The sequence below is a fragment of the Rhodococcus sp. JS3073 genome (assembly GCF_026810085.1).
GTDB classification, from domain to species: domain Bacteria; phylum Actinomycetota; class Actinomycetes; order Mycobacteriales; family Mycobacteriaceae; genus Rhodococcus_F; species Rhodococcus_F wratislaviensis.
The window spans coordinates 5,286,855-5,303,543 of record NZ_CP113951.1 but is presented as its reverse complement, the minus strand read 5'-3'; the positions used below and the strand labels follow the sequence as shown (position 1 = coordinate 5,303,543).

General features: G+C 65.9%; 15 protein-coding genes. 8 read left to right on the top strand and 7 right to left on the bottom strand.

Annotated elements, in window-relative coordinates:
* Positions 1 to 158 precede the first annotated feature (158 nt).
* The 3 genes from OYT95_RS23890 to OYT95_RS23880 all read left to right on the top strand — a co-directional run bounded on the left by OYT95_RS23890 (position 159) and on the right by OYT95_RS23880 (position 2,511).
* Positions 159 to 500, top strand: a complete 342-nt coding sequence (locus tag OYT95_RS23890) for a DUF485 domain-containing protein (RefSeq protein ID WP_268789277.1) — start codon at positions 159 to 161, stop codon at positions 498 to 500.
* On the top strand, positions 493 to 2,079 hold the full coding sequence (locus OYT95_RS23885) for a solute symporter family protein (protein WP_037237141.1): 1,587 nt from the start codon (positions 493 to 495) through the stop codon (positions 2,077 to 2,079). Before OYT95_RS23890 ends, OYT95_RS23885 begins: the two co-directional genes overlap by 8 nt.
* A 114-nt stretch (positions 2,080 to 2,193) precedes the next feature.
* On the top strand, positions 2,194 to 2,511 hold the full coding sequence (locus OYT95_RS23880) for an EthD family reductase (RefSeq protein ID WP_037237139.1): 318 nt from the start codon (positions 2,194 to 2,196) through the stop codon (positions 2,509 to 2,511).
* A gap of 15 nt (positions 2,512 to 2,526) precedes the next feature.
* On the opposite strand, the gene OYT95_RS23875 is transcribed toward OYT95_RS23880, so the two are convergent.
* Entirely contained in the window at positions 2,527 to 3,390 is an 864-nt protein-coding gene (locus OYT95_RS23875) for an acyl-CoA thioesterase (protein ID WP_037237132.1), read from the bottom strand.
* Between the two features lie 189 nt (positions 3,391 to 3,579).
* Here OYT95_RS23875 and OYT95_RS23870 point away from each other — a divergent pair, with 189 nt between their 5' ends.
* From OYT95_RS23870 to OYT95_RS23855, 4 genes are read left to right on the top strand one after another with little or no spacing between them, the layout of a single operon-like run.
* A complete protein-coding gene (locus OYT95_RS23870) occupies positions 3,580 to 5,370 on the top strand; it encodes an acetyl/propionyl/methylcrotonyl-CoA carboxylase subunit alpha (RefSeq protein WP_037237126.1) in 1,791 nt (596 codons plus the stop codon).
* A gap of 1 nt (position 5,371) precedes the next feature.
* Positions 5,372 to 6,121 carry an SDR family NAD(P)-dependent oxidoreductase gene (locus OYT95_RS23865; RefSeq protein ID WP_037237123.1) on the top strand — a complete coding sequence of 250 codons (750 nt, stop codon included), beginning with the start codon at positions 5,372 to 5,374 and terminating at the stop codon, positions 6,119 to 6,121.
* A 54-nt stretch (positions 6,122 to 6,175) separates the two neighbouring features.
* Entirely contained in the window at positions 6,176 to 7,741 is a 1,566-nt protein-coding gene (locus OYT95_RS23860) for an acyl-CoA carboxylase subunit beta (RefSeq protein ID WP_037237121.1), read from the top strand.
* Positions 7,738 to 8,496 carry an SDR family NAD(P)-dependent oxidoreductase gene (locus OYT95_RS23855; RefSeq protein ID WP_268789276.1) on the top strand — a complete coding sequence of 253 codons (759 nt, stop codon included), beginning with the start codon at positions 7,738 to 7,740 and terminating at the stop codon, positions 8,494 to 8,496. Before OYT95_RS23860 ends, OYT95_RS23855 begins: the two co-directional genes overlap by 4 nt.
* 612 nt (positions 8,497 to 9,108) lie before the next feature.
* Here OYT95_RS23855 and OYT95_RS23850 read toward each other — a convergent pair.
* The 4 genes from OYT95_RS23850 to OYT95_RS23835 form a co-directional block, all read right to left on the bottom strand.
* On the bottom strand, positions 9,109 to 9,951 hold the full coding sequence (locus OYT95_RS23850) for a mycofactocin-coupled SDR family oxidoreductase (protein WP_005250628.1): 843 nt from the start codon (positions 9,949 to 9,951) through the stop codon (positions 9,109 to 9,111).
* A gap of 399 nt (positions 9,952 to 10,350) precedes the next feature.
* Positions 10,351 to 10,962: a TetR/AcrR family transcriptional regulator gene (locus OYT95_RS23845; RefSeq protein ID WP_255221632.1), complete on the bottom strand. Its 612-nt coding sequence runs from the start codon at positions 10,960 to 10,962 to the stop codon at positions 10,351 to 10,353.
* A 108-nt stretch (positions 10,963 to 11,070) separates the two neighbouring features.
* Complete coding sequence (locus OYT95_RS23840; RefSeq protein ID WP_268789275.1) at positions 11,071 to 12,597, bottom strand: class I adenylate-forming enzyme family protein; 1,527 nt, start codon at positions 12,595 to 12,597, stop codon at positions 11,071 to 11,073.
* A gap of 388 nt (positions 12,598 to 12,985) precedes the next feature.
* Entirely contained in the window at positions 12,986 to 13,288 is a 303-nt protein-coding gene (locus OYT95_RS23835) for a hypothetical protein (RefSeq protein ID WP_037237111.1), read from the bottom strand.
* 194 nt (positions 13,289 to 13,482) lie between these two features.
* Between OYT95_RS23835 and OYT95_RS23830 the strand changes: the two genes are divergently transcribed.
* Positions 13,483 to 13,608, top strand: coding sequence for a hypothetical protein (locus OYT95_RS23830; protein WP_255221630.1), 126 nt, complete (start codon positions 13,483 to 13,485; stop codon positions 13,606 to 13,608).
* Between the two features lie 14 nt (positions 13,609 to 13,622).
* On the opposite strand, the gene OYT95_RS23825 is transcribed toward OYT95_RS23830, so the two are convergent.
* Together OYT95_RS23825 and OYT95_RS23820 are read right to left on the bottom strand one after the other, a co-directional pair.
* On the bottom strand, positions 13,623 to 15,239 hold the full coding sequence (locus tag OYT95_RS23825) for an amidohydrolase (RefSeq protein WP_128641095.1): 1,617 nt from the start codon (positions 15,237 to 15,239) through the stop codon (positions 13,623 to 13,625).
* 36 nt (positions 15,240 to 15,275) lie between these two features.
* Entirely contained in the window at positions 15,276 to 16,646 is a 1,371-nt protein-coding gene (locus OYT95_RS23820; protein WP_268789274.1) for an MFS transporter, read from the bottom strand.
* Positions 16,647 to 16,689: the final 43 nt, after the last annotated feature.

Below are 16,689 nucleotides of genomic sequence, written 5' to 3'. Positions count from 1 at the left end.
TAGACAAACAAACATCCGTTCGTATAGCGTGTGTGATGCCCATTACAGAGGGCGTGCACGCCGCACGGTCCCACAACGCAACCGGCCCGCCATCACTCGTCGTGAACTCGCGTTTCACCCGCGAAAGACGGCACCGACCATCACGAGAAAGGGTGACCATGCCTCCCACCGAGACCGCTGTCGACTGGAGTCGGCTCTGGTCGGATCCGTCGATGCTCCGCCTGCGACGTGACCGCCGAAGTTTCTTCACCGTTGCCTGGAGCGTTTTCGCGGTGGCATTCTGCGCGCTCGTCGGCTTCGCCGCCTTCGCCCCGGAGATCATCGCGAAACGTCCCGTCCCGGGTCTGAGCGTCGGGCTGATCCTGTCCCTGGCGTACGTCGCGACGGTGATGAGCCTCGGCGCCTGGTACGTGCGGCGCGCACGCCACTGGGACATCCTGGCCGCGGCCGTGCTGAGCGTGCCCGCCACCCGAGAGCGAGAGGTCGCGGGCAATGTCTGACGGATTCAACACCACCGCCGTCGTCGTCACGATTCTGCTGCTGGCGACCACCTTCGTGGCGACCTACTTCGCCTCGCGCCGCACGAAGACGTCCGCGGAGTTCTGGACGGCCGGCGGCGGCATGACCGGACGCAAGAACGGCACCGCCATCGCCGGCGACTTCCTGTCCTCGGCCTCCCTGCTGGGTTACGCCGGACTGGCCTACCTCTACGGCATGGACGGCATCGTCTACGCGATCTTCGCGTGCGGGATCTTCCTGATGGTGATGTTCCTGATCGCCGAAAAGCTGCGCAATCTGGGGCGTTTCACGTTCGCCGACGCGCTCGCCACCCGACTCCGGTCCGGTCCGGTCCGCATCGTCTCGGCGATCTCGACGTTGTTCATCTGCGTCTTCTATCTGCTCGCCCAGATGGTCGCCGGCGGCGTGCTGATGGAGGCACTCGCCGGGATCGACTTCTCCTGGGGTGTGGTGATCGCCGCGGTCCTGATGCTGACCTATGTGCTCTTCGGCGGCATGCTCGCGACGACGTGGCTGCAAATCATCAAGGCCGTGGCCCTGATGAGCGTCGTCGCGCTGCTGGTGATCCTGGTTCTCATCCGGATCGATCCCAACCCGCTCAACATCATCGAACAGGCGGTCTCGCAGAGTAAATTCGGCGACCACTATCTGGCCACCGGCAACTCCTTCAAGGGACCCTGGAACATCATCTCCATGGCAGTGGCCGTGACGTTGTCCGCGGTGGGCCTGCCCCATGTGCTGATGCGGTTCTTCACCGTCCCCGACGCCATCGAGGCACGCAAGTCCGCGATCTGGGCGATCAGCCTGATCGGCGGATTCAACGTCCTCATCGCGTTCCTCGGCATTTCCGCGCGCGCCGCCCTCGGCGCCGGCGGGGAGGAAATCGCCGGCAAGGGCGGCAATCTCGCCCTGCCTGCCTTGACCGTCTGGCTCGGCGGTGGGGACGGCTTCGCGTCCGACCTGCTGCTGGCGCTGGTGGTGGCGGTGTCGATCGCCACGCTGCTGGCGGTATCGGCCGGCTTGGTGCTCAGCGCGTCGAGCACGATCGCCCACGACCTGTGGGCCAAGACGTTCCATCGTCCCGAAACCGAGGAGATGACGGTCGGCCGGATCGCGGCGGTGGCGTTGGTGATCGTCACCGTCGGTGTCACCCTGGCCATCGGCGGCACCCAGAACGTAACCTTCCTGGCCACGCTGGCGACCTCCACCGCGGCCAGCGCGAACTTCCCCGTCCTGATCATGACGTTGCTCTGGCGGCGGATGCGCACCCTCGGTGCCGTAGTCGGGGCGCTGTCGGGTCTGCTGACGGCGTTGGCGCTGATTCTGACAGGTCCCCTCGTCTGGCCGAGTCTGGCTCCGCTGCTGTCGGATTCACTGTCGACCACAGCGCCCTTCCCGCTGGCATTCCCGATCCTGCTGTCGGTGCCCGCCGGATTCCTCGGGTGCATCGTGGGCAGCTACCTCAGTCGCGAGCCCGCAAATGACGCCGCCTTCGACGAACTTCAAGTGCGAGCCCTGACCGGGGCTGGTCTGGACAAGACGAAGACCCTCGCCCACTGATCCCCTCACGGCGGCGTTCGACCGGAAGCTGTCATCTCCGGCCGAACGCCGCCGTGCATTCCCGATTGGTCGCCGAATTTCTACCGTCGCCGACCCCGACTGAAGGAGAAATGCATGTCCGTCAAGATCGTTGCGCTGATCACGTCAAAATCCGAGCTCTCTCGCGACGAGTTCCTCCGGTACTGGAACGTCGAGCATCCCCAGTACGTATGGAAGCTCCCGGAGCTCGAGCGCTACGTGCAGAATCCGGCGATCGAGCATCGCACGGAATGGGCGTACGACGGGATGGCGGAGCTGTGGTTCCCGTCCGTCGCCGCGGTGGCCCAGGCGTTCGCCTCGCCGGAAGCGGACGCCGTCCGCGAGCACGAGGAAGAATTCATCGGGGACATCACCTGGTTTCTCGCCTCCGAGTCGGAGATCGTGCCGGCCTGAACGGTGCCGTCGAGATCAGGGTTCGCGCAGAACGCCCTCCTGGGAGGCCGACGCGATACGCGCACCCGCCTCGGTGGTGAAGTCGCAGGTGCACAGGCATCGGCCACCGGTGGCGATCGGGCTGACCTGCCGACACAGCATCCAGTCGTTCATCGAGAACCGGCGGTGAAACCACATCGCGTGGTCGATGCTGGCACCGGCGATCACCCGGTTGCCGTACCAGGAGCGCCCGTGCGGCATCAGCGCCGGGTCGAGCAGGGTCAGGTCGCTGACATACGCCAACAGGGCAGTGTGCAGCAGCGGCTCGTCCGGGACCCGGGTGGCCGCGCGCACCCAGAACCTCTGCTCGGGATTCCGGGTGCCGGCCGCGGCCAGCGCCTCAGGATGTTCGAGGAAGCGGAAATCGAAGGGGTGGGGCCTCGACCACCACTCCGGCAGCACCGAACTCTCGCCCTCGAGTTGCTCGTGCAGCGGCAACAGTTCGTCCGGTGCAGTCTCGGTCAGGGGCGGGGACCATTCGTGTTCAGGGCCGTCCTGCTCGGTGGCGAACGAGAGCTGCAGTGTCGCCAGCACATCATCGCCCTGGGTGGCGGTGACGGCGCGAGCGCTGTAGGAGCGGCCGTCTCGCAGGACCGCCACCCGATAGGCGACGGGCGCACCAGGGTCCCCACCCCGCAGGAACAAAGTATGCAGCGAATGCGGATACCGGTCGGCGGGCACGGTCGCACCGGCCGCCATCACGGCCTGGGCGAGAACCTGTCCGCCGAAGAGCCGGGGAAGTTTGCGCACCGAGGTCGGTCCATCGAACCGGTTCACCCCCGCGGGGGTCACTCGCAGAGCGTCGACCAGGGACTCGAGTTCTTCGGCAGAGGCAATCACTGTCCGCGCCCTCTCTGTTGTCGACCCCACCTCACGGATGCGGCGGGGGACCATCGTTGACCGTTACCACATCTGACGGTACCGTAAGCGAACGTACGATTGTTTGTCTAAGCGACATGGTCTTACGAAGGCGACCCCACACCGGGGCGTCCATCGCACAGGTATTTCGAAACCCCAAGGAGTCCGGGCATGTTGTCCAAGGTCCTCGTCGCCAACCGCGGCGAAATCGCGGTCCGCATCATTCGCACATGTGCAGAGGCCGGTGTAGCCAGCGTCGCCGTGTACTCGGAGGCGGACGAGAAGGCACTGCATGTGCGGCTGGCCGACGAGGCGGTCCTGCTCGGCGCGGCCTCCGCGTCGGAGTCGTACCTGGCGATCGACAAGATCATCGAGGCCGCCAAGAGCACCGGTGCGCAGGCCGTGCACCCCGGCTACGGCTTCCTGGCCGAGAACGCAGCGTTCGCCAAGGCCGTGGAAGACGCGGGATTGATCTTCATCGGGCCCCCCTCGTCGGCGATCGAGGTGATGGGATCGAAGATCGCCGCCCGCGATCTCGCCGCGAAGGCCGACGTCCCGCAGGTCCCCGGCTCGCAGGGCACCATCGCCTCCGTGGCGGACGTGATCGCGTTCGGTGACGAGCACGGCTACCCGGTGGCGATCAAGGCCACCTACGGCGGTGGCGGCCGCGGCATGCGCATGGTCGCCTCGGCCGCGGACGCCGAATCCGCGTTCGCCTCGGCCAAGCAGGAATCCGCTGCCGCGTTCGGTCGCGACGATGTCTACCTCGAGCGGTACCTGTCCAGCGCTCGCCACGTCGAGGTCCAGGTCTTCGCCGACACCCACGGTAGTGCGGTGTGGATCGGCGACCGCGACTGCTCGGTGCAGCGCCGGCACCAGAAGCTGATCGAGGAAGCACCCGCCCCCGGCCTGTCGGATGGGCTGCGCCGCGCCATGGGCGAGGCGTCGGTCCGCCTGGCCCAGCAGGTCGGTTACGTCGGCGCCGGGACCGTCGAGTTCCTCGTCGAGGCCGACCGGGAGGCCTTCTACTTCCTGGAGATGAACACCCGCATCCAGGTCGAGCACCCGGTCACCGAGATGACCCTGGGCCTGGATCTGGTCGCCGAGCAACTCGCCGTCGCCGCCGGGGAGCCGCTGTCGATCACCGAGTCCGGCGCCGTCCCGCGAGGGCACGCGATCGAGGTCCGCGTCAACGCCGAGGACACCCGCGGCGCCCTGTTCATGCCCAGCCCCGGCCCGATCGCCACCGTGCAGGCACCGACGCGGGCCGGCGTCCGCTGGGACGGCGGCTACGAATCCGGCGACGAGGTCCAGCCGTACTACGACAGCCTGGTGGGCAAGCTCATCGTGTGGGCACCGACCCGGGACCGCGCCCTGGACCGGCTGACCCTCGCCCTCGACGAGCTGATCATCGACGGCGTGCCCACCACCGTCCCTGCCGCACGACAGATCATTGCGCACAAGGACTTCCGCAACGTCGCGATGCACACCAACTGGCTCGAGCGCGATATCGACTTCGCCTCGTTGCTGCCGCCGGTCGAGGACCTGTCCGACACCGATGCCGAGGACACCGAGGAGATGCTGCCCCGCAACGAGGTGTGGGTCGGTGATCGCCGCTACGTCATCCCGTTCTTCACCCCCACCGGTCCGGCCGCTGCCCCGCCCGTCGCCGAGCCGCAGGCGCGCCGCGCCGCGACCGGCGGACCACGGAAGAAGCGGGGCGGCGGCGCCGCGGCGAGCGGTGAGGCCAAGAGCCCGATGCAGGGCACAGTCGCGCAGATCGACGTAGAGGTCGGCGCCCAGGTCGAGGCAGGGCAGGTGCTGATGGTCCTCGAGGCGATGAAGATGCAGAACCCTATCCGCGCCGCTGTGACCGGTGTCGTCGAGTCCTTGCACGTCGAGGTCGGGCAGGTCGTCGCGGCCGGAGCGTCCCTGGCCTCCGTCGTGGCGGCAGGTGAGTGAGATGACCACACCCGCAGGGCCGCCGGTCGCCGTCGTCACCGGCGCCGGAGGCGGACTCGGAGCGGTCACCGCCACGGTGCTCGGCGAACTCGGCCTGGCGGTGGCCTGCGTCGACATCGACGAAGTCGCGGCCAAGCGCACCGCCACCGAACTGGGCAACAACGGGGTCACCAGCACCGCCTACGGCGTGGACGTCACCTCCGAATCGGCGGCCAGTTCGCTGGTCGACACGGTGCACGCGGACCTCGGCCACGTGTCCCATCTGGTCAACATCGCCGGCATCCTGCGCCGCACCCATCTCGCCGACACCACCGCCGGCTCCTGGCGGCAGGTTATGGACGTCAACGTCACCGCCCCGTTCCTGCTCACCCAGGCCTTCGCGGTCGATCTGAAGGCCGCCGAGTACGGGCGAGTGATCAACTGCGCCTCCTTCGCCGGCACCCGCGGCTACGAGTACCCCGCCTACGCCGCCTCCAAGGCCGCACTGATCAACCTGACCAGCTCCCTGATGTTCGACTTCTGGGGCACCGCGGTCACCGTGAACGCCGTCGCCCCCGGCGCGATGGTCACCCCGATGCTCGACCGCCCCGCGGCGGAGCGGATGGCGGCCAAGACACCGACCGGACGCATCCTCGACCCCGACGACGTCGCCGCGGTCATCGGTTTCCTCGCGGGCCGCACCTCACGCGGGGTCAACGGCACCACCACCGTGATCGACGGCGGCGCCTCCCTGCTGTTCAGCTACAAGTAGCGCCCCGCACCGACGATTCGTAATCCACTACCTCCGAAACAGTTTGGAAAGATCATGACTGACACTCTCGACGAGAAGACCACAGCGGCCCCGGTAGGCCCGCATGAAGAGCTCGAGACGCGGCTGACCAAGGCTCGCCTCGGTGGCTCGGAGAAGCAACGCCAGAAGCAGATCGATGCAGGCAAGATGCTCGTGCGTGACCGGCTGGAACTCCTGTTCGACAACAGCTGGTCCTTCGAGGACGGCCTGCTCGCCCGCTACGACGAAGGTCTGCCCGGCGACGCCGTCGTCACCGCGGTCGGCAAGGTCGACGGCCGCGATGTCGTCGTCATCGCCAACGACTACACCGTCAAGGCCGGCACCTGGGGCAAGCGCACCTTCGAGAAGATCGTCCGCGCTCAGGAACTCGCCGACTCCACCGGCACCCCGATCGTGTACCTGTTCGACTCCGCCGGCGCCCGCATCGACGAACAGTTCGAGAGCTTCGTCGGCCGCCGCGCCTGGGGCAACATCTTCTACAACCAGGTCCAGATCTCCGGCCGCGTCCCCCAGGTCTGTGCCCTCTTCGGGCCCTCCCCCGCCGGCTCGGCCTACGTACCCGCATTGTGCGATCTGACGATCATGGTCCGCGGTCACGCCACCGCGTACCTCGGTTCGCCGCGCCTGGCGCAGATGGTGACAGGTGAAGACGTCACCCTCGAGGAAATGGGTGGCGCGGAGATGCACTCGACCGTCTCCGGCCTGTCCGACGTCCTCGTCGAGGACGACGCCGAAGCTATTGCCGCCGTGCGTGTGTGGCTGTCGTTTCTGCCGTCGAACTGGCAGCAGGAGCCGCCGATCACCACGCCGGCGGACCCCTCCGGTGCCCGGACCATCAAGGAGATCGTCCCCGAGGTCGAATCCGAGATCTTCGACATTCACGAGCTGATCGACTCCCTCGTCGACGACGCCAGCTTCTTCCCGTACAAGGATTTGTTCGCCCCGGAACTGGTCACGGGATTCGCGCGTCTGAACGGGCAGAGCGTCGGCATCGTCGCCAACCAGCCCACCGTGAAGGGCGGGGTGATCTTCCCCGACTCCTCCGACAAGGCGGCCCGGTTCATCTGGATCTGCAACGCCTACAACATCCCGATCTTGTTCCTGGTCGACATCGCCGGCTACATGATCGGCTCCGAGGTCGAGCGGCAGGGCATCATCCGGCACGGCGCGAAGATGATCTTCGCCGTTTCCGAGGCCCGCGTGCCCCGCATTACGGTGCTGCTGCGCAAGGCATACGGTGGCGGGTACCTCGCAATGTCCGGTGCCCCGATGCAGCCGGACGCCCTGATCGCGCTGCCGACGGCCAAGCCCGCCCTGATGGGCCCGGACGCTGCCGTGAACGGCATCCACTACAACCGCATCCAGGCCATCGAGGATCCGGAGGAGCGGGCCGCGTTCATCGCCGAGAAGCAGGCCGAGTACGCCGCCGGGATCGACGTGTTCAAGATCGCGAACGAGAACGCCGTCGAAGCGGTCGTGCCTGCGAACGAGCTGCGGAACGAGCTCACCCAGCGTCTGGCGCTCTACCGCAAGCGGGACCGCACCGCGCCCGCCCGTCGCAACGGCGTCACCCCGGTATGAGCGCGCCGGTGCTCGCACCGCGGCGGGAAGGTCTCACCGGTGTCGTCACCGGTGCGGGCACCGGGATCGGTCGGGCCTGTCTCGACGTGCTGGTCGACCACGGCGCCCGCGTCGACGCGTGGGATCGGAGCGACGAGGCGCTGGCAGATCTTGCCGGGCGGGAGGATGTCGCTGCCCGTACCGTCGATGTCACCGATGCGGCGGTGGTCTCGTCCGCAGCGTCGGCGGCGTTGAAGCACTGGGGCCGCATTGACTTCGTGATCAACTGCGCAGGCGCGTTTTTGGTCGGTCCGCTAGCCGACGTCAGTGCCGCGTCGGTGCGTGCGCTGTTCGAGGTGAACGTACTCGGGACGACGGTGGTCACGCAGGCGTTGCTCCCGGCGCTCAAGAGCACCCGGGGGTCCATCGTGAACGTGGCCAGCTCGGTTGCCCTCAAACCGACCGCCAGTAACGCTCACTACGCGGCGTCGAAGGCGGCGGTCGCGCACCTGACCCGGTGCTGGGCCCTCGAGTTGGGGCCTGAGGGGGTTCGGGTCAATTCCGTCGCGCCCGGACCGACGCCGACCGCGATCTACCGGACCGCCGGGATGAGCGCGGAGCAAGAGTCGACGCTACTCCGCGAGCGGGCTGAGGCGATTCCACTGCGCCGGGTCGGCGATCCCGTCGACACCGCCCGGTGGATCGCACGGTTCGCACTCGAGGACGACTGGACGACCGGCGTCGTTCTTCCGGTGGATGGTGGAATGGCGCTCTGACGCCGCGCATCCTCGCCATTCGCTTTCAGCACCCGGATCCCGGGCCCTCACGACGAGGGCCCGGGATCCGGGTTCCTCCCGTCGGATCAAGTCGACGTTCGACTCCGAATGCGACCTATCCCGCAGGGCCTGATCATTCGCACCAAGCGCGTCCGCCAGACCAGACGTACCCGCCTCGCATCCCGGCCCCGGGAGTGCATCGCGCCACCGGCCCCTCGTACCCGGCCGGACCCGAGCACGTCATGAGGTAGAACAATCACGGCCACCCGCTACGACGCACCGAGAGTCATCGAACCCGGCGAGTCCGCAGGAACGTTCCTCGAACAGGTGGCGGCCAGCAGGGAAAAAGCGCAGTCACCCGTCGAGGACATGCGTGATTCCGACCAAGTCCGACGAATCACCTGCACCAGTTGCATTCTGTTCCACTGCGCACTTTGTCAGCGTCAGGCCCGGCCGTGGTGCGCGTATGAGCCGCCCTCACTGAGCACAGGCGAGAAAACACGCAGCGCAAAGCCCGCTGCCCCGTCACCCGCGACGGAAACATCTCGGGTGAAGGGGCAGCGGGGATGGTCCCGCGGCCGGAACTGAACCGGCCACGGAATCCGACGGCTTCTAGCCGCCCACCTTCTGACTTGCGCCGGCGTCGATGGGCAGGTTGATTCCGGTGATGTACCGCGACTCGTCCGAGGCCAGGAAGAGCACGGCGTTGGTGATGTCGATGGGTTCGACCCACGGGATGTTCGGGAGCGAGTGCATCGTGGCGAACGCGTCGCGGGAGTCCTCGAGCGTCGGGTGCGCGAGGTCCGGACGGAAGAGTCCGTAGAAGGTCTCGTTCTGCAAGAGCTTGGTGTTGACGTTCGTCGGATGGACCGCATTGACACGGATCCCCTTGGGGCCCAGCTCGTTCGCGAGGGTGTGCATCAGTCCGACAATGCCGTGCTTGGCGGTGACGTAGTGGCCGACGTTCGGGTAACCGTTCAAGCTTGACGTCGATCCGGTAAAGATGACCGAGCCACCTTCGCCCCGCTCGACCATGTTCGGCACCGCGGCCTTGACGGTGTGGAAGACACCGGTCAGGTTGGTGTCGATCATGTCGTTCCACTGCTCTTCGGTCAGGTCCAGGACCTTATTGGCCGAGATGATGCCTGCGTTGGCGCAGACGATGTCGATACGGCCGAACTCGGCGAGGCCGTCGGCGACCGCAGCCTCCATCTGCTTCAGGTTGCGCACGTCGGCCTGCGCGATGACCACCCGGCGGCCCAGCTCCTCGACCAGTCGCGCCGTTTCCTTCAGGTCGTCGAGCGACGCCATCGGGTACGGCACACTGCCGATCTGGTCGGCGATGTCGATGGCGATGATGTCAGCGCCCTCTTTGGCCAGCCCCAGTGCGTGTGAACGGCCCTGGCCGCGTGCGGCCCCGGTAATCAGGGCGACCTTGCCCTCCAAGCGGCTCATTGAGTTTCCAATCTCTCGATGTACGACCCTGCCGATGCCGGCGGAGCAACCAACAAACGTACGTGCGTTTGTTTAATTAGAGTGTGATGTGAGCGACAGCAAATGTCAACCATGTGCGCAGAGTGAGGACGAGGGCCCGCTGCATGCGCCATTGCGGCAGACGAGCACCACCAAGAGATCAACACAGACCGGGAAGCATTCCCCACGAAAGCAATACCGAGACAACGGGACTGACAGCGCAGCGATCCCACGTGAGTACGCGGCCGTAGTCATCGATCGGAGACGCCCGCAACCAGGCACCGCTCCGGGGCATTCGTTGGGTGTGTGTCACCAAAGTTGTCAGCCCGCGCCGCCCCGGGCTGGTGCCCCGGGCGCGGGCTGAACGGATATACGGTCGGGTCAGCCGGCGTTCTCGACGCCGAGCTGGCGCAGCGCCATCTTGATGTAGGTGTTGACGACCTTGTCGAGGGACTTCGGGCCGCCGGGTTTGTACCAGGACGACACGTGCGCACCCTGAGCCAGTATCGAGTATGTCTGCAATTTGGCATCGAGGATGTCGGCGCCGGTTTCCTTGGCCACATCCTTGATGAGTTTCTGCAGCAGGCGCTCGTACTCGGCACGCTTGGCGAGGACCAACTCCAAGTCTCCGTCGCTCAGGGCCCGGAGCTCGGTATTGCCGATGAACGTCTCTCGCGCATGCTCCGCGTGATAACGGATGTGGCAGTCGACCGCCGCCTTGAACCGGTCCAGCGCACTCCCGTCGACGCTGACGAGCGCATTGTTCACGGCTTCGAGGAGTTCGTCCATGACCGACACCATGATGTCGGTCAGCAACTCTTCTTTGCCGCTGATGTGGTTGTAGAGGCTGCCGACCTGGATGCCGACCTCGCTCGCAACGGTGCGCAGCGACGTGGCCTCGTAGCCGTGCTCGTAGAACAGGCTGGCCGCGGCCTCCCGTATAGCGACGTTGGTGCGCGCGCCGCCGCGTGTCACCCGAGTTGCTCGCGTCACTGTGCCCCCTCCGAGGTAAATTGGACGGTCCCCGAAGGGCCGGCAAGCGGTCTCAGGAACAATCGTACGTTAGTCGATCGCTATTCTCGCTGATTGTCGGCACGGTTGTCACCAGCCCATCGTCGCCCGGATGTTGGTTTTGACAATCTTGCCGCTGGGATTCATCGGCAGGGCGTTCGGGCCCACGAGCGCGATCATCTTCGGAACCTTGTATCCAGCCAAGTGCTTGCGCAGGAACGTGGCGATCTCCGTCTCCGTGACGGTCTGACCCGGCCGAACGGCGATCACAGCGCGCACCTCCTCGTCCCACTCTTCACTCGGCACGCCGAGGACGGCGGCTTCCATGACAGCCGGGTGCGTGTGGAGCAACTGCTCGATCTCCGAGCTGTACACGTTCTCGCCGCCGGTCTTGATCATGTCCTTGGCCCGGTCGCGGAAGTACAGGTAGCCATTCTCGTCGCGAACCGCCAGGTCACCGGTACGCAGCCACCCGTTGTCGAGTACCTCCTTGGTGGCCTCCGGTCGACCGAAGTATCCGGTCATCAGATTGGGGCCGCGGACGCAGATCTCTCCGATCTCCCCCACCGCGGTCGGGGCACCGTCGTAAAGATCACGCAACTCGACCTCGGTGAGGAGGTATTCGGTGCCGATCGAGCCGTCTATCTCCGGCCGGAGCATGTCCTGTGGGAGCAAACGGGTGACCATCGGCCCGGCTTCAGTGAGGCCGTAGCGGAAAAACAGGTCGACATCCGGGATCAGTGCCGACACTGCCAGCTTGTCCGGCATGCGCAGCAACCCGGCACCGGTGTGGAGGGCCTTGAAATTGTTGCGGAACCCGTCGGTGTCGAACGTGCCCGACTTGAGCATGCGCCGGATCATGTTGGGCACGAGAAACATGTTGGTGATCGACTCGCGGGCGACGAGGTCCGCGATCTCCTCTTCCACGAATTTGTGGACGAGGACCGAACTGTTCCCCGTGACGTAATGGGGCAGGAACCAGCACAACAGTGCGGCAGAGTGGAAGAGCGGGGTGACGACGAGGCCGCGATCGTTCGGGCGGCCACCGATCCGGCAGTCGGCGATTTCGTTGACTGCGTTGGTCAGGATCGCCGAGTGCGAGAGCACGACCCCCTTGGAGAAACCGGTGGTGCCGCCGGTGAACAGGATGCAGGCAGCATCCGATGCCTGAACCGGCACATCCTTGATCGGTTCCGACCGCAGCAGGTGATCGAACTCGTCCCCCTCGTGCACCACGGCGACCGGCGCTTCGAGGCCGTCACCGGCCAGGACCTCCGCGATGGCGGCGTCGAAGCCATCGCCGACGAGTACGACACGGGCGCCGGTCTCGTTGATGCCATGGGCCAGCTCCTCCGTCGCCCATCGCCAGTTGTATGGGACAAAGGCGGCGCCGGCAGCAACGATTCCCAGGAAGGTTTCGATGCTGAAGGCAGTGTTGCCCGCCAGCACGCCGACGGTGTCACCGGGCTCGACACCCCGCGCCCGCAGGCCGCCGGCGATCCGCCACGCCCGGTCCGCGAGTTCTCCATGGGTGAGCCGGCGCGTACCGTCGAAGATCGCTTCACGTTGAGGCACCAACCGCTCGTTGCGACGAATAGCGTCGACGAGAGTAAACATCGTTCTCCTTAGCCGTACCAGGTGTTGCTGTGGCCTCCAACACTACGTTAGGCGTACGTACGTTCGCTAGTCCCACGGTTCTGGAATTCTCGCGTTTCTCAGCAGTGCGACCCCCAGGTCGCTTCAACCCGGATCGAAGGCGTATCGACGTCGCGCGCCCCGAAGCTTCCTTGCCCGGTCTCGGCCCGGCGTGCGCCCTCACTACCCGAGCGCCTCGACGGAAGGGCGGCCTCGGAACACCTCACCCGAGGCACCCCTCGAGCGACGGGCCGTACCTGCCGCCAGCAGATAGGGCACGCGCCACCGATCAGCCGACGGACGTTGCCGTACAGCGATCAGGCATCACGAAGGCGTCTGATCCAACAGTGAGGCAGGCAGGCTGGAAGCCCTACCGCTGTCGGCTTTCCGCAATCCGCGCTTCCGCGATCGCGGTCATGACGCGCTCAGTCATCTCCGGCCACGGCGGTCGCCGCAGCACCGCGATGGTGCCGATCACCGCCGCCGCGAATCCTGTGCATACCCCGATCAACGCGTGCAGGCTGGTGTCGACGGCCGGGATCCACGCGGTATTTTCGGCGCTGACGGAGTAGATGCCGACCGGACGCTCGGGCCGTGAGCCCCACCCTTTACGTGAAACGGTGACAATCACGGTGCCGTTACTCGCCTCGTATGGCTCGCCGAAGACCAGCAAATCGAGTCCTCCTGTCGGGGGTCGTCGGTCCCACTGTGCCCGACGGAACGTCTTTATGTGACCGATCCCGACCATGTTCACGTGGTGGTTACCCAAATCCCCACCGCGGGCATCTACCGTGAGACACGCACGTCATTCGGTATCGCCGACGATCCCGGCCCCTCCCTCGCCGAGCACCTACCTGTGGAGCAGCCATGGAATTCCTGGCCATCATCGTCGCCCTGACCACCGCCATCCTCATCGTTCCCGGCGCCTATCTCCTCCTGTGCGCTGTGATACTCGTCGAACGATGTCGACTCGAAGCCGACCACGACCGGTAGTGGCCACCGCCGTCTCAGTCTCGCGCGTACACCTCCACTCCCCCGACAAACGTCGATTGGACGCCGATTTTCGAGATCTGGTCGTGCGGCACATCCAGCGGATCCTCGTCCAGCACCACGAAGTCGGCGAGCCGGCCCGCGGCGAGTGTGCCCTTGCGGTCTTCCTCGCCGGTGGCAACCGCTGATCCTGCCGTGTAGATCGCGAGGGCCTCGGCCGGCGAGACTCGTTGCGATGCCCCGACGAGGGCACCGTCCCACCCGGTTCGAGTGACCATGCTCTGCATCGCCAGGAGGGGTTCGACTGCCCCACAGGGGAAGTCGGAGGACCCCGCCACGGTGACTCCGGCATCGAGGAACGCCCGGTGTGCAAACATCCGCTCTACCCGTTCCTCGCCGTACCAGTCGATGAGATGGCCGCCATGCTGATGGACGTAGTTGCCGAAGGGGACCGCGATCGCGGAAAGCTCGTGCATGCGTCGCAAGATGTCCTCGTCCACCACACTGCAATGTTCGATGCGGTGCCGCAGTCCGGGTCGCGGCATTTTCTTTTGCGCGGTTTCGAATTCGTCGAGGACGAGCCGGATGGCGCGGTCACCGTTGGCGTGGACGCAGACTCGGTTGCCGTCACCGTGCACCTTCTGGACCACCTCCGCGAGCTCCTCACGGGTGAGCACCTGGATGCCGTGATGCCCGGTGTCGTGGTCCGGTTCTTCCAGCAGGAGGGTTCGCCCGCCGACAGCGCCGTCGACGAGCGCCTTCACCCCGACAAAGCGCAGGTGGTCGTCGCCGAAACCCGAGCGTAGGCCGAGCCGGTGTACTGAGTCGTAGTGCTCGGCGGCGAGAAGGAATCCGACACGCATCGTCAGCAGGCCCTGCTCGCGAGCCGCCTCGAACAGACGAATATCGGCGGGCCCGGCAAAGGCGTCGCAGACCGAAGTCAAGCCTGCTGCGTGCCAGCGCCGAATCACGTTCCCCAGCGCTGTTATCCGTTCGTCGAGTCCCAACTCGGGTACGACCGTCCTCCCGTCCACATCGCCCTGGGCGTAGGCGAAATCGGTGAGAGCGCGCTCATAGAGAATGCCGTTGAGCCGACCAGTTCCGTCTCGTCCGAAGTCACCTCCGCTGGGCGGTTCCGAGTTGTCGGTGATGCCCCCCGCGGCGAGTGCTGCGGAGTTGACCACTCCCCAATGACAGGCGACATGGAGGACGATCGTGGGAACGTTCCCGGTGACGGTGTCCAGGTCCCAGCGGGTCAGAACGCGACCTTCGGGCATCTTTGCGTCGTCGTAGCCCACCGCGCGAACCCAGCCCTGTGCAGGATCGCCCTTGGCCGCGGCACCGACTTTGTCGAGTAGCTGCGTGAGCGTGGATGCCTGCGAGGGTGACACGTCGAGCTTCAGTTCGTTGTCGGCGGCCATCGCGAGGTGCAGGTGTGCGTCGTGAAATCCGGGTGAGATCACGGCGTCTCCCCGGTCGTCGATCCAGGCGGTGGGGAATTGTCGGAGCAGATCGTTGGTGTCGCCGAGCGCGACGATGCGGTCACCGATCGTCGCGATCGCGTCGGCGGATTCCGCAGCGGAGGTGAGGATTCGACGTCCGCGAACGATGCGCGGTTGTTCCGGTGTGTCCATGAGATAGTCCTCGAGTCGTGGTGATGTTGGGGGTGTTCAGTCGACTTCGGCAGCGACGTGACGGTCGGCCGAGACATTGAGGCTGATATCTGCGGGCTCCGATTGAGGGGCGGTCCGAGTTCGCGTTCGCCGGGCGAGCATGAGCACACACGCCAAGGTGAGCAAGGTGAGGGCCACGTGGTACCCCGCCACCATGGCGATGCCGCTGCCGGCGAGGAGCCACTGAGCGATGAACGGCACCATTCCGCCGATCAACGTTGCAGACAACTGGTAAGCCAAAGAGATACCGGTATAGCGGATCCGGGCGTCGAACGCTTGCGCGAGGAAGCCGGCCAACACCGCAAAGTACGCCGGACTCGTCAGAGCACCGAGGGCGAGGCCGACGTAGATCAGACCAATCTCACCTGTGCTGACCAGCGCATAAACAAGCGGGGTCAAGATCACCGTGGCGACCAGCGCCGTCACCATGATTCGCGTCCCCCCGAAGCGATCCGCTAGGAGTGCGCCGATCGGTTGGACGAAGAACTGCACGACCGTTGCCAGCAGCAAGGCCGACAAGATCGTCGATCGGCTGACACCCAGGTCCGTGGTCGTCCACGCAACCATGAACGTGCCCATGAAATAGGCCCCGCCGACACCGATCGCCGCGGCTCCGATTCCGAGAAGGAGAGGGGCGGGAGCGGTTCGGATGGTTTCGAGTGCCGGCGCCTCGGAAATTTCCCCGTGCTCCTTCGCCGCAAGGAATTCCGGTGATTCCTCCACACCGATTCGAATGATCAACCCGACCAGAAGCAGTACCGCCGAGAAGAGGAAGGGGATCCGCCAGCCCCAGGCGGCGAAATCGTCAGCCGGGAGTGTGCTGACCCCCAGAAAGGCCAGGGTCGCCAAGATGTTGCCGACGGGCGATCCCTGTTGCGCGAAGGCGCCGAACAGCATGCGTCGGCCGGGCGGCGCGTGCTCGGCGGCGATCAGCACCGCACCACCCCACTCGCCGCCCAACGCGAGTCCTTGAACCATCCGGAGCAGGATGAGCAGAACGGGGGCGGCGAGGCCGATCGATGCATAGCCGGGCAAGAGTCCGATGGCCGCACTGGAAAGACCCATCAGGACGAGGGTGGTGATCAGCGTCTTCTTCCGGCCGATCCGATCGCCGAGATGGCCGAAGATCACACCCCCGAGGGGACGAGCCAGAAAACCCGACCAGAACGTCGCGAACGAGGCGAGCAGTCCCACGGTCGGCGATGCCGACGGGAAGAACACAGGCCCGAAAGCGAGTGCGGCTGCGGTACCGAAGATGAAGAAGTCGTACCACTCCACCGTGGTGCCGATCAGCGCGCCGAAGCCTGCTCTCCGCGCCCCTCGAAGGTTCGGGACGGCCTCGGAACCCGGGCCGGGTTTAGCGTTCATGCCTTCTCCTCGAAAGATCCGGAGCCATGAGCCGGCTCACAAT

Excerpts from the sequence above, each read along its gene's own strand:
- OYT95_RS23840 (WP_268789275.1), bottom strand. The coding sequence starts at position 12,597 with ATGTTTACTCTCGTCGACGCTATTCGTCGCAACGAGCGGTTGGTGCCT.
- OYT95_RS23880 (WP_037237139.1), top strand. The coding sequence starts at position 2,194 with ATGTCCGTCAAGATCGTTGCGCTGATCACGTCAAAATCCGAGCTCTCT.
- OYT95_RS23885 (WP_037237141.1), top strand. The coding sequence starts at position 493 with ATGTCTGACGGATTCAACACCACCGCCGTCGTCGTCACGATTCTGCTG.
- OYT95_RS23890 (WP_268789277.1), top strand. The coding sequence starts at position 159 with ATGCCTCCCACCGAGACCGCTGTCGACTGGAGTCGGCTCTGGTCGGAT.
- OYT95_RS23820 (WP_268789274.1), bottom strand. The coding sequence starts at position 16,646 with ATGAACGCTAAACCCGGCCCGGGTTCCGAGGCCGTCCCGAACCTTCGA.
- OYT95_RS23830 (WP_255221630.1), top strand. The coding sequence starts at position 13,483 with ATGGAATTCCTGGCCATCATCGTCGCCCTGACCACCGCCATCCTCATC.
- OYT95_RS23865 (WP_037237123.1), top strand. The coding sequence starts at position 5,372 with ATGACCACACCCGCAGGGCCGCCGGTCGCCGTCGTCACCGGCGCCGGA.
- OYT95_RS23860 (WP_037237121.1), top strand. The coding sequence starts at position 6,176 with ATGACTGACACTCTCGACGAGAAGACCACAGCGGCCCCGGTAGGCCCG.
- OYT95_RS23825 (WP_128641095.1), bottom strand. The coding sequence starts at position 15,239 with ATGGACACACCGGAACAACCGCGCATCGTTCGCGGACGTCGAATCCTC.
- OYT95_RS23850 (WP_005250628.1), bottom strand. The coding sequence starts at position 9,951 with ATGAGCCGCTTGGAGGGCAAGGTCGCCCTGATTACCGGGGCCGCACGC.
- OYT95_RS23870 (WP_037237126.1), top strand. The coding sequence starts at position 3,580 with ATGTTGTCCAAGGTCCTCGTCGCCAACCGCGGCGAAATCGCGGTCCGC.
- OYT95_RS23855 (WP_268789276.1), top strand. The coding sequence starts at position 7,738 with ATGAGCGCGCCGGTGCTCGCACCGCGGCGGGAAGGTCTCACCGGTGTC.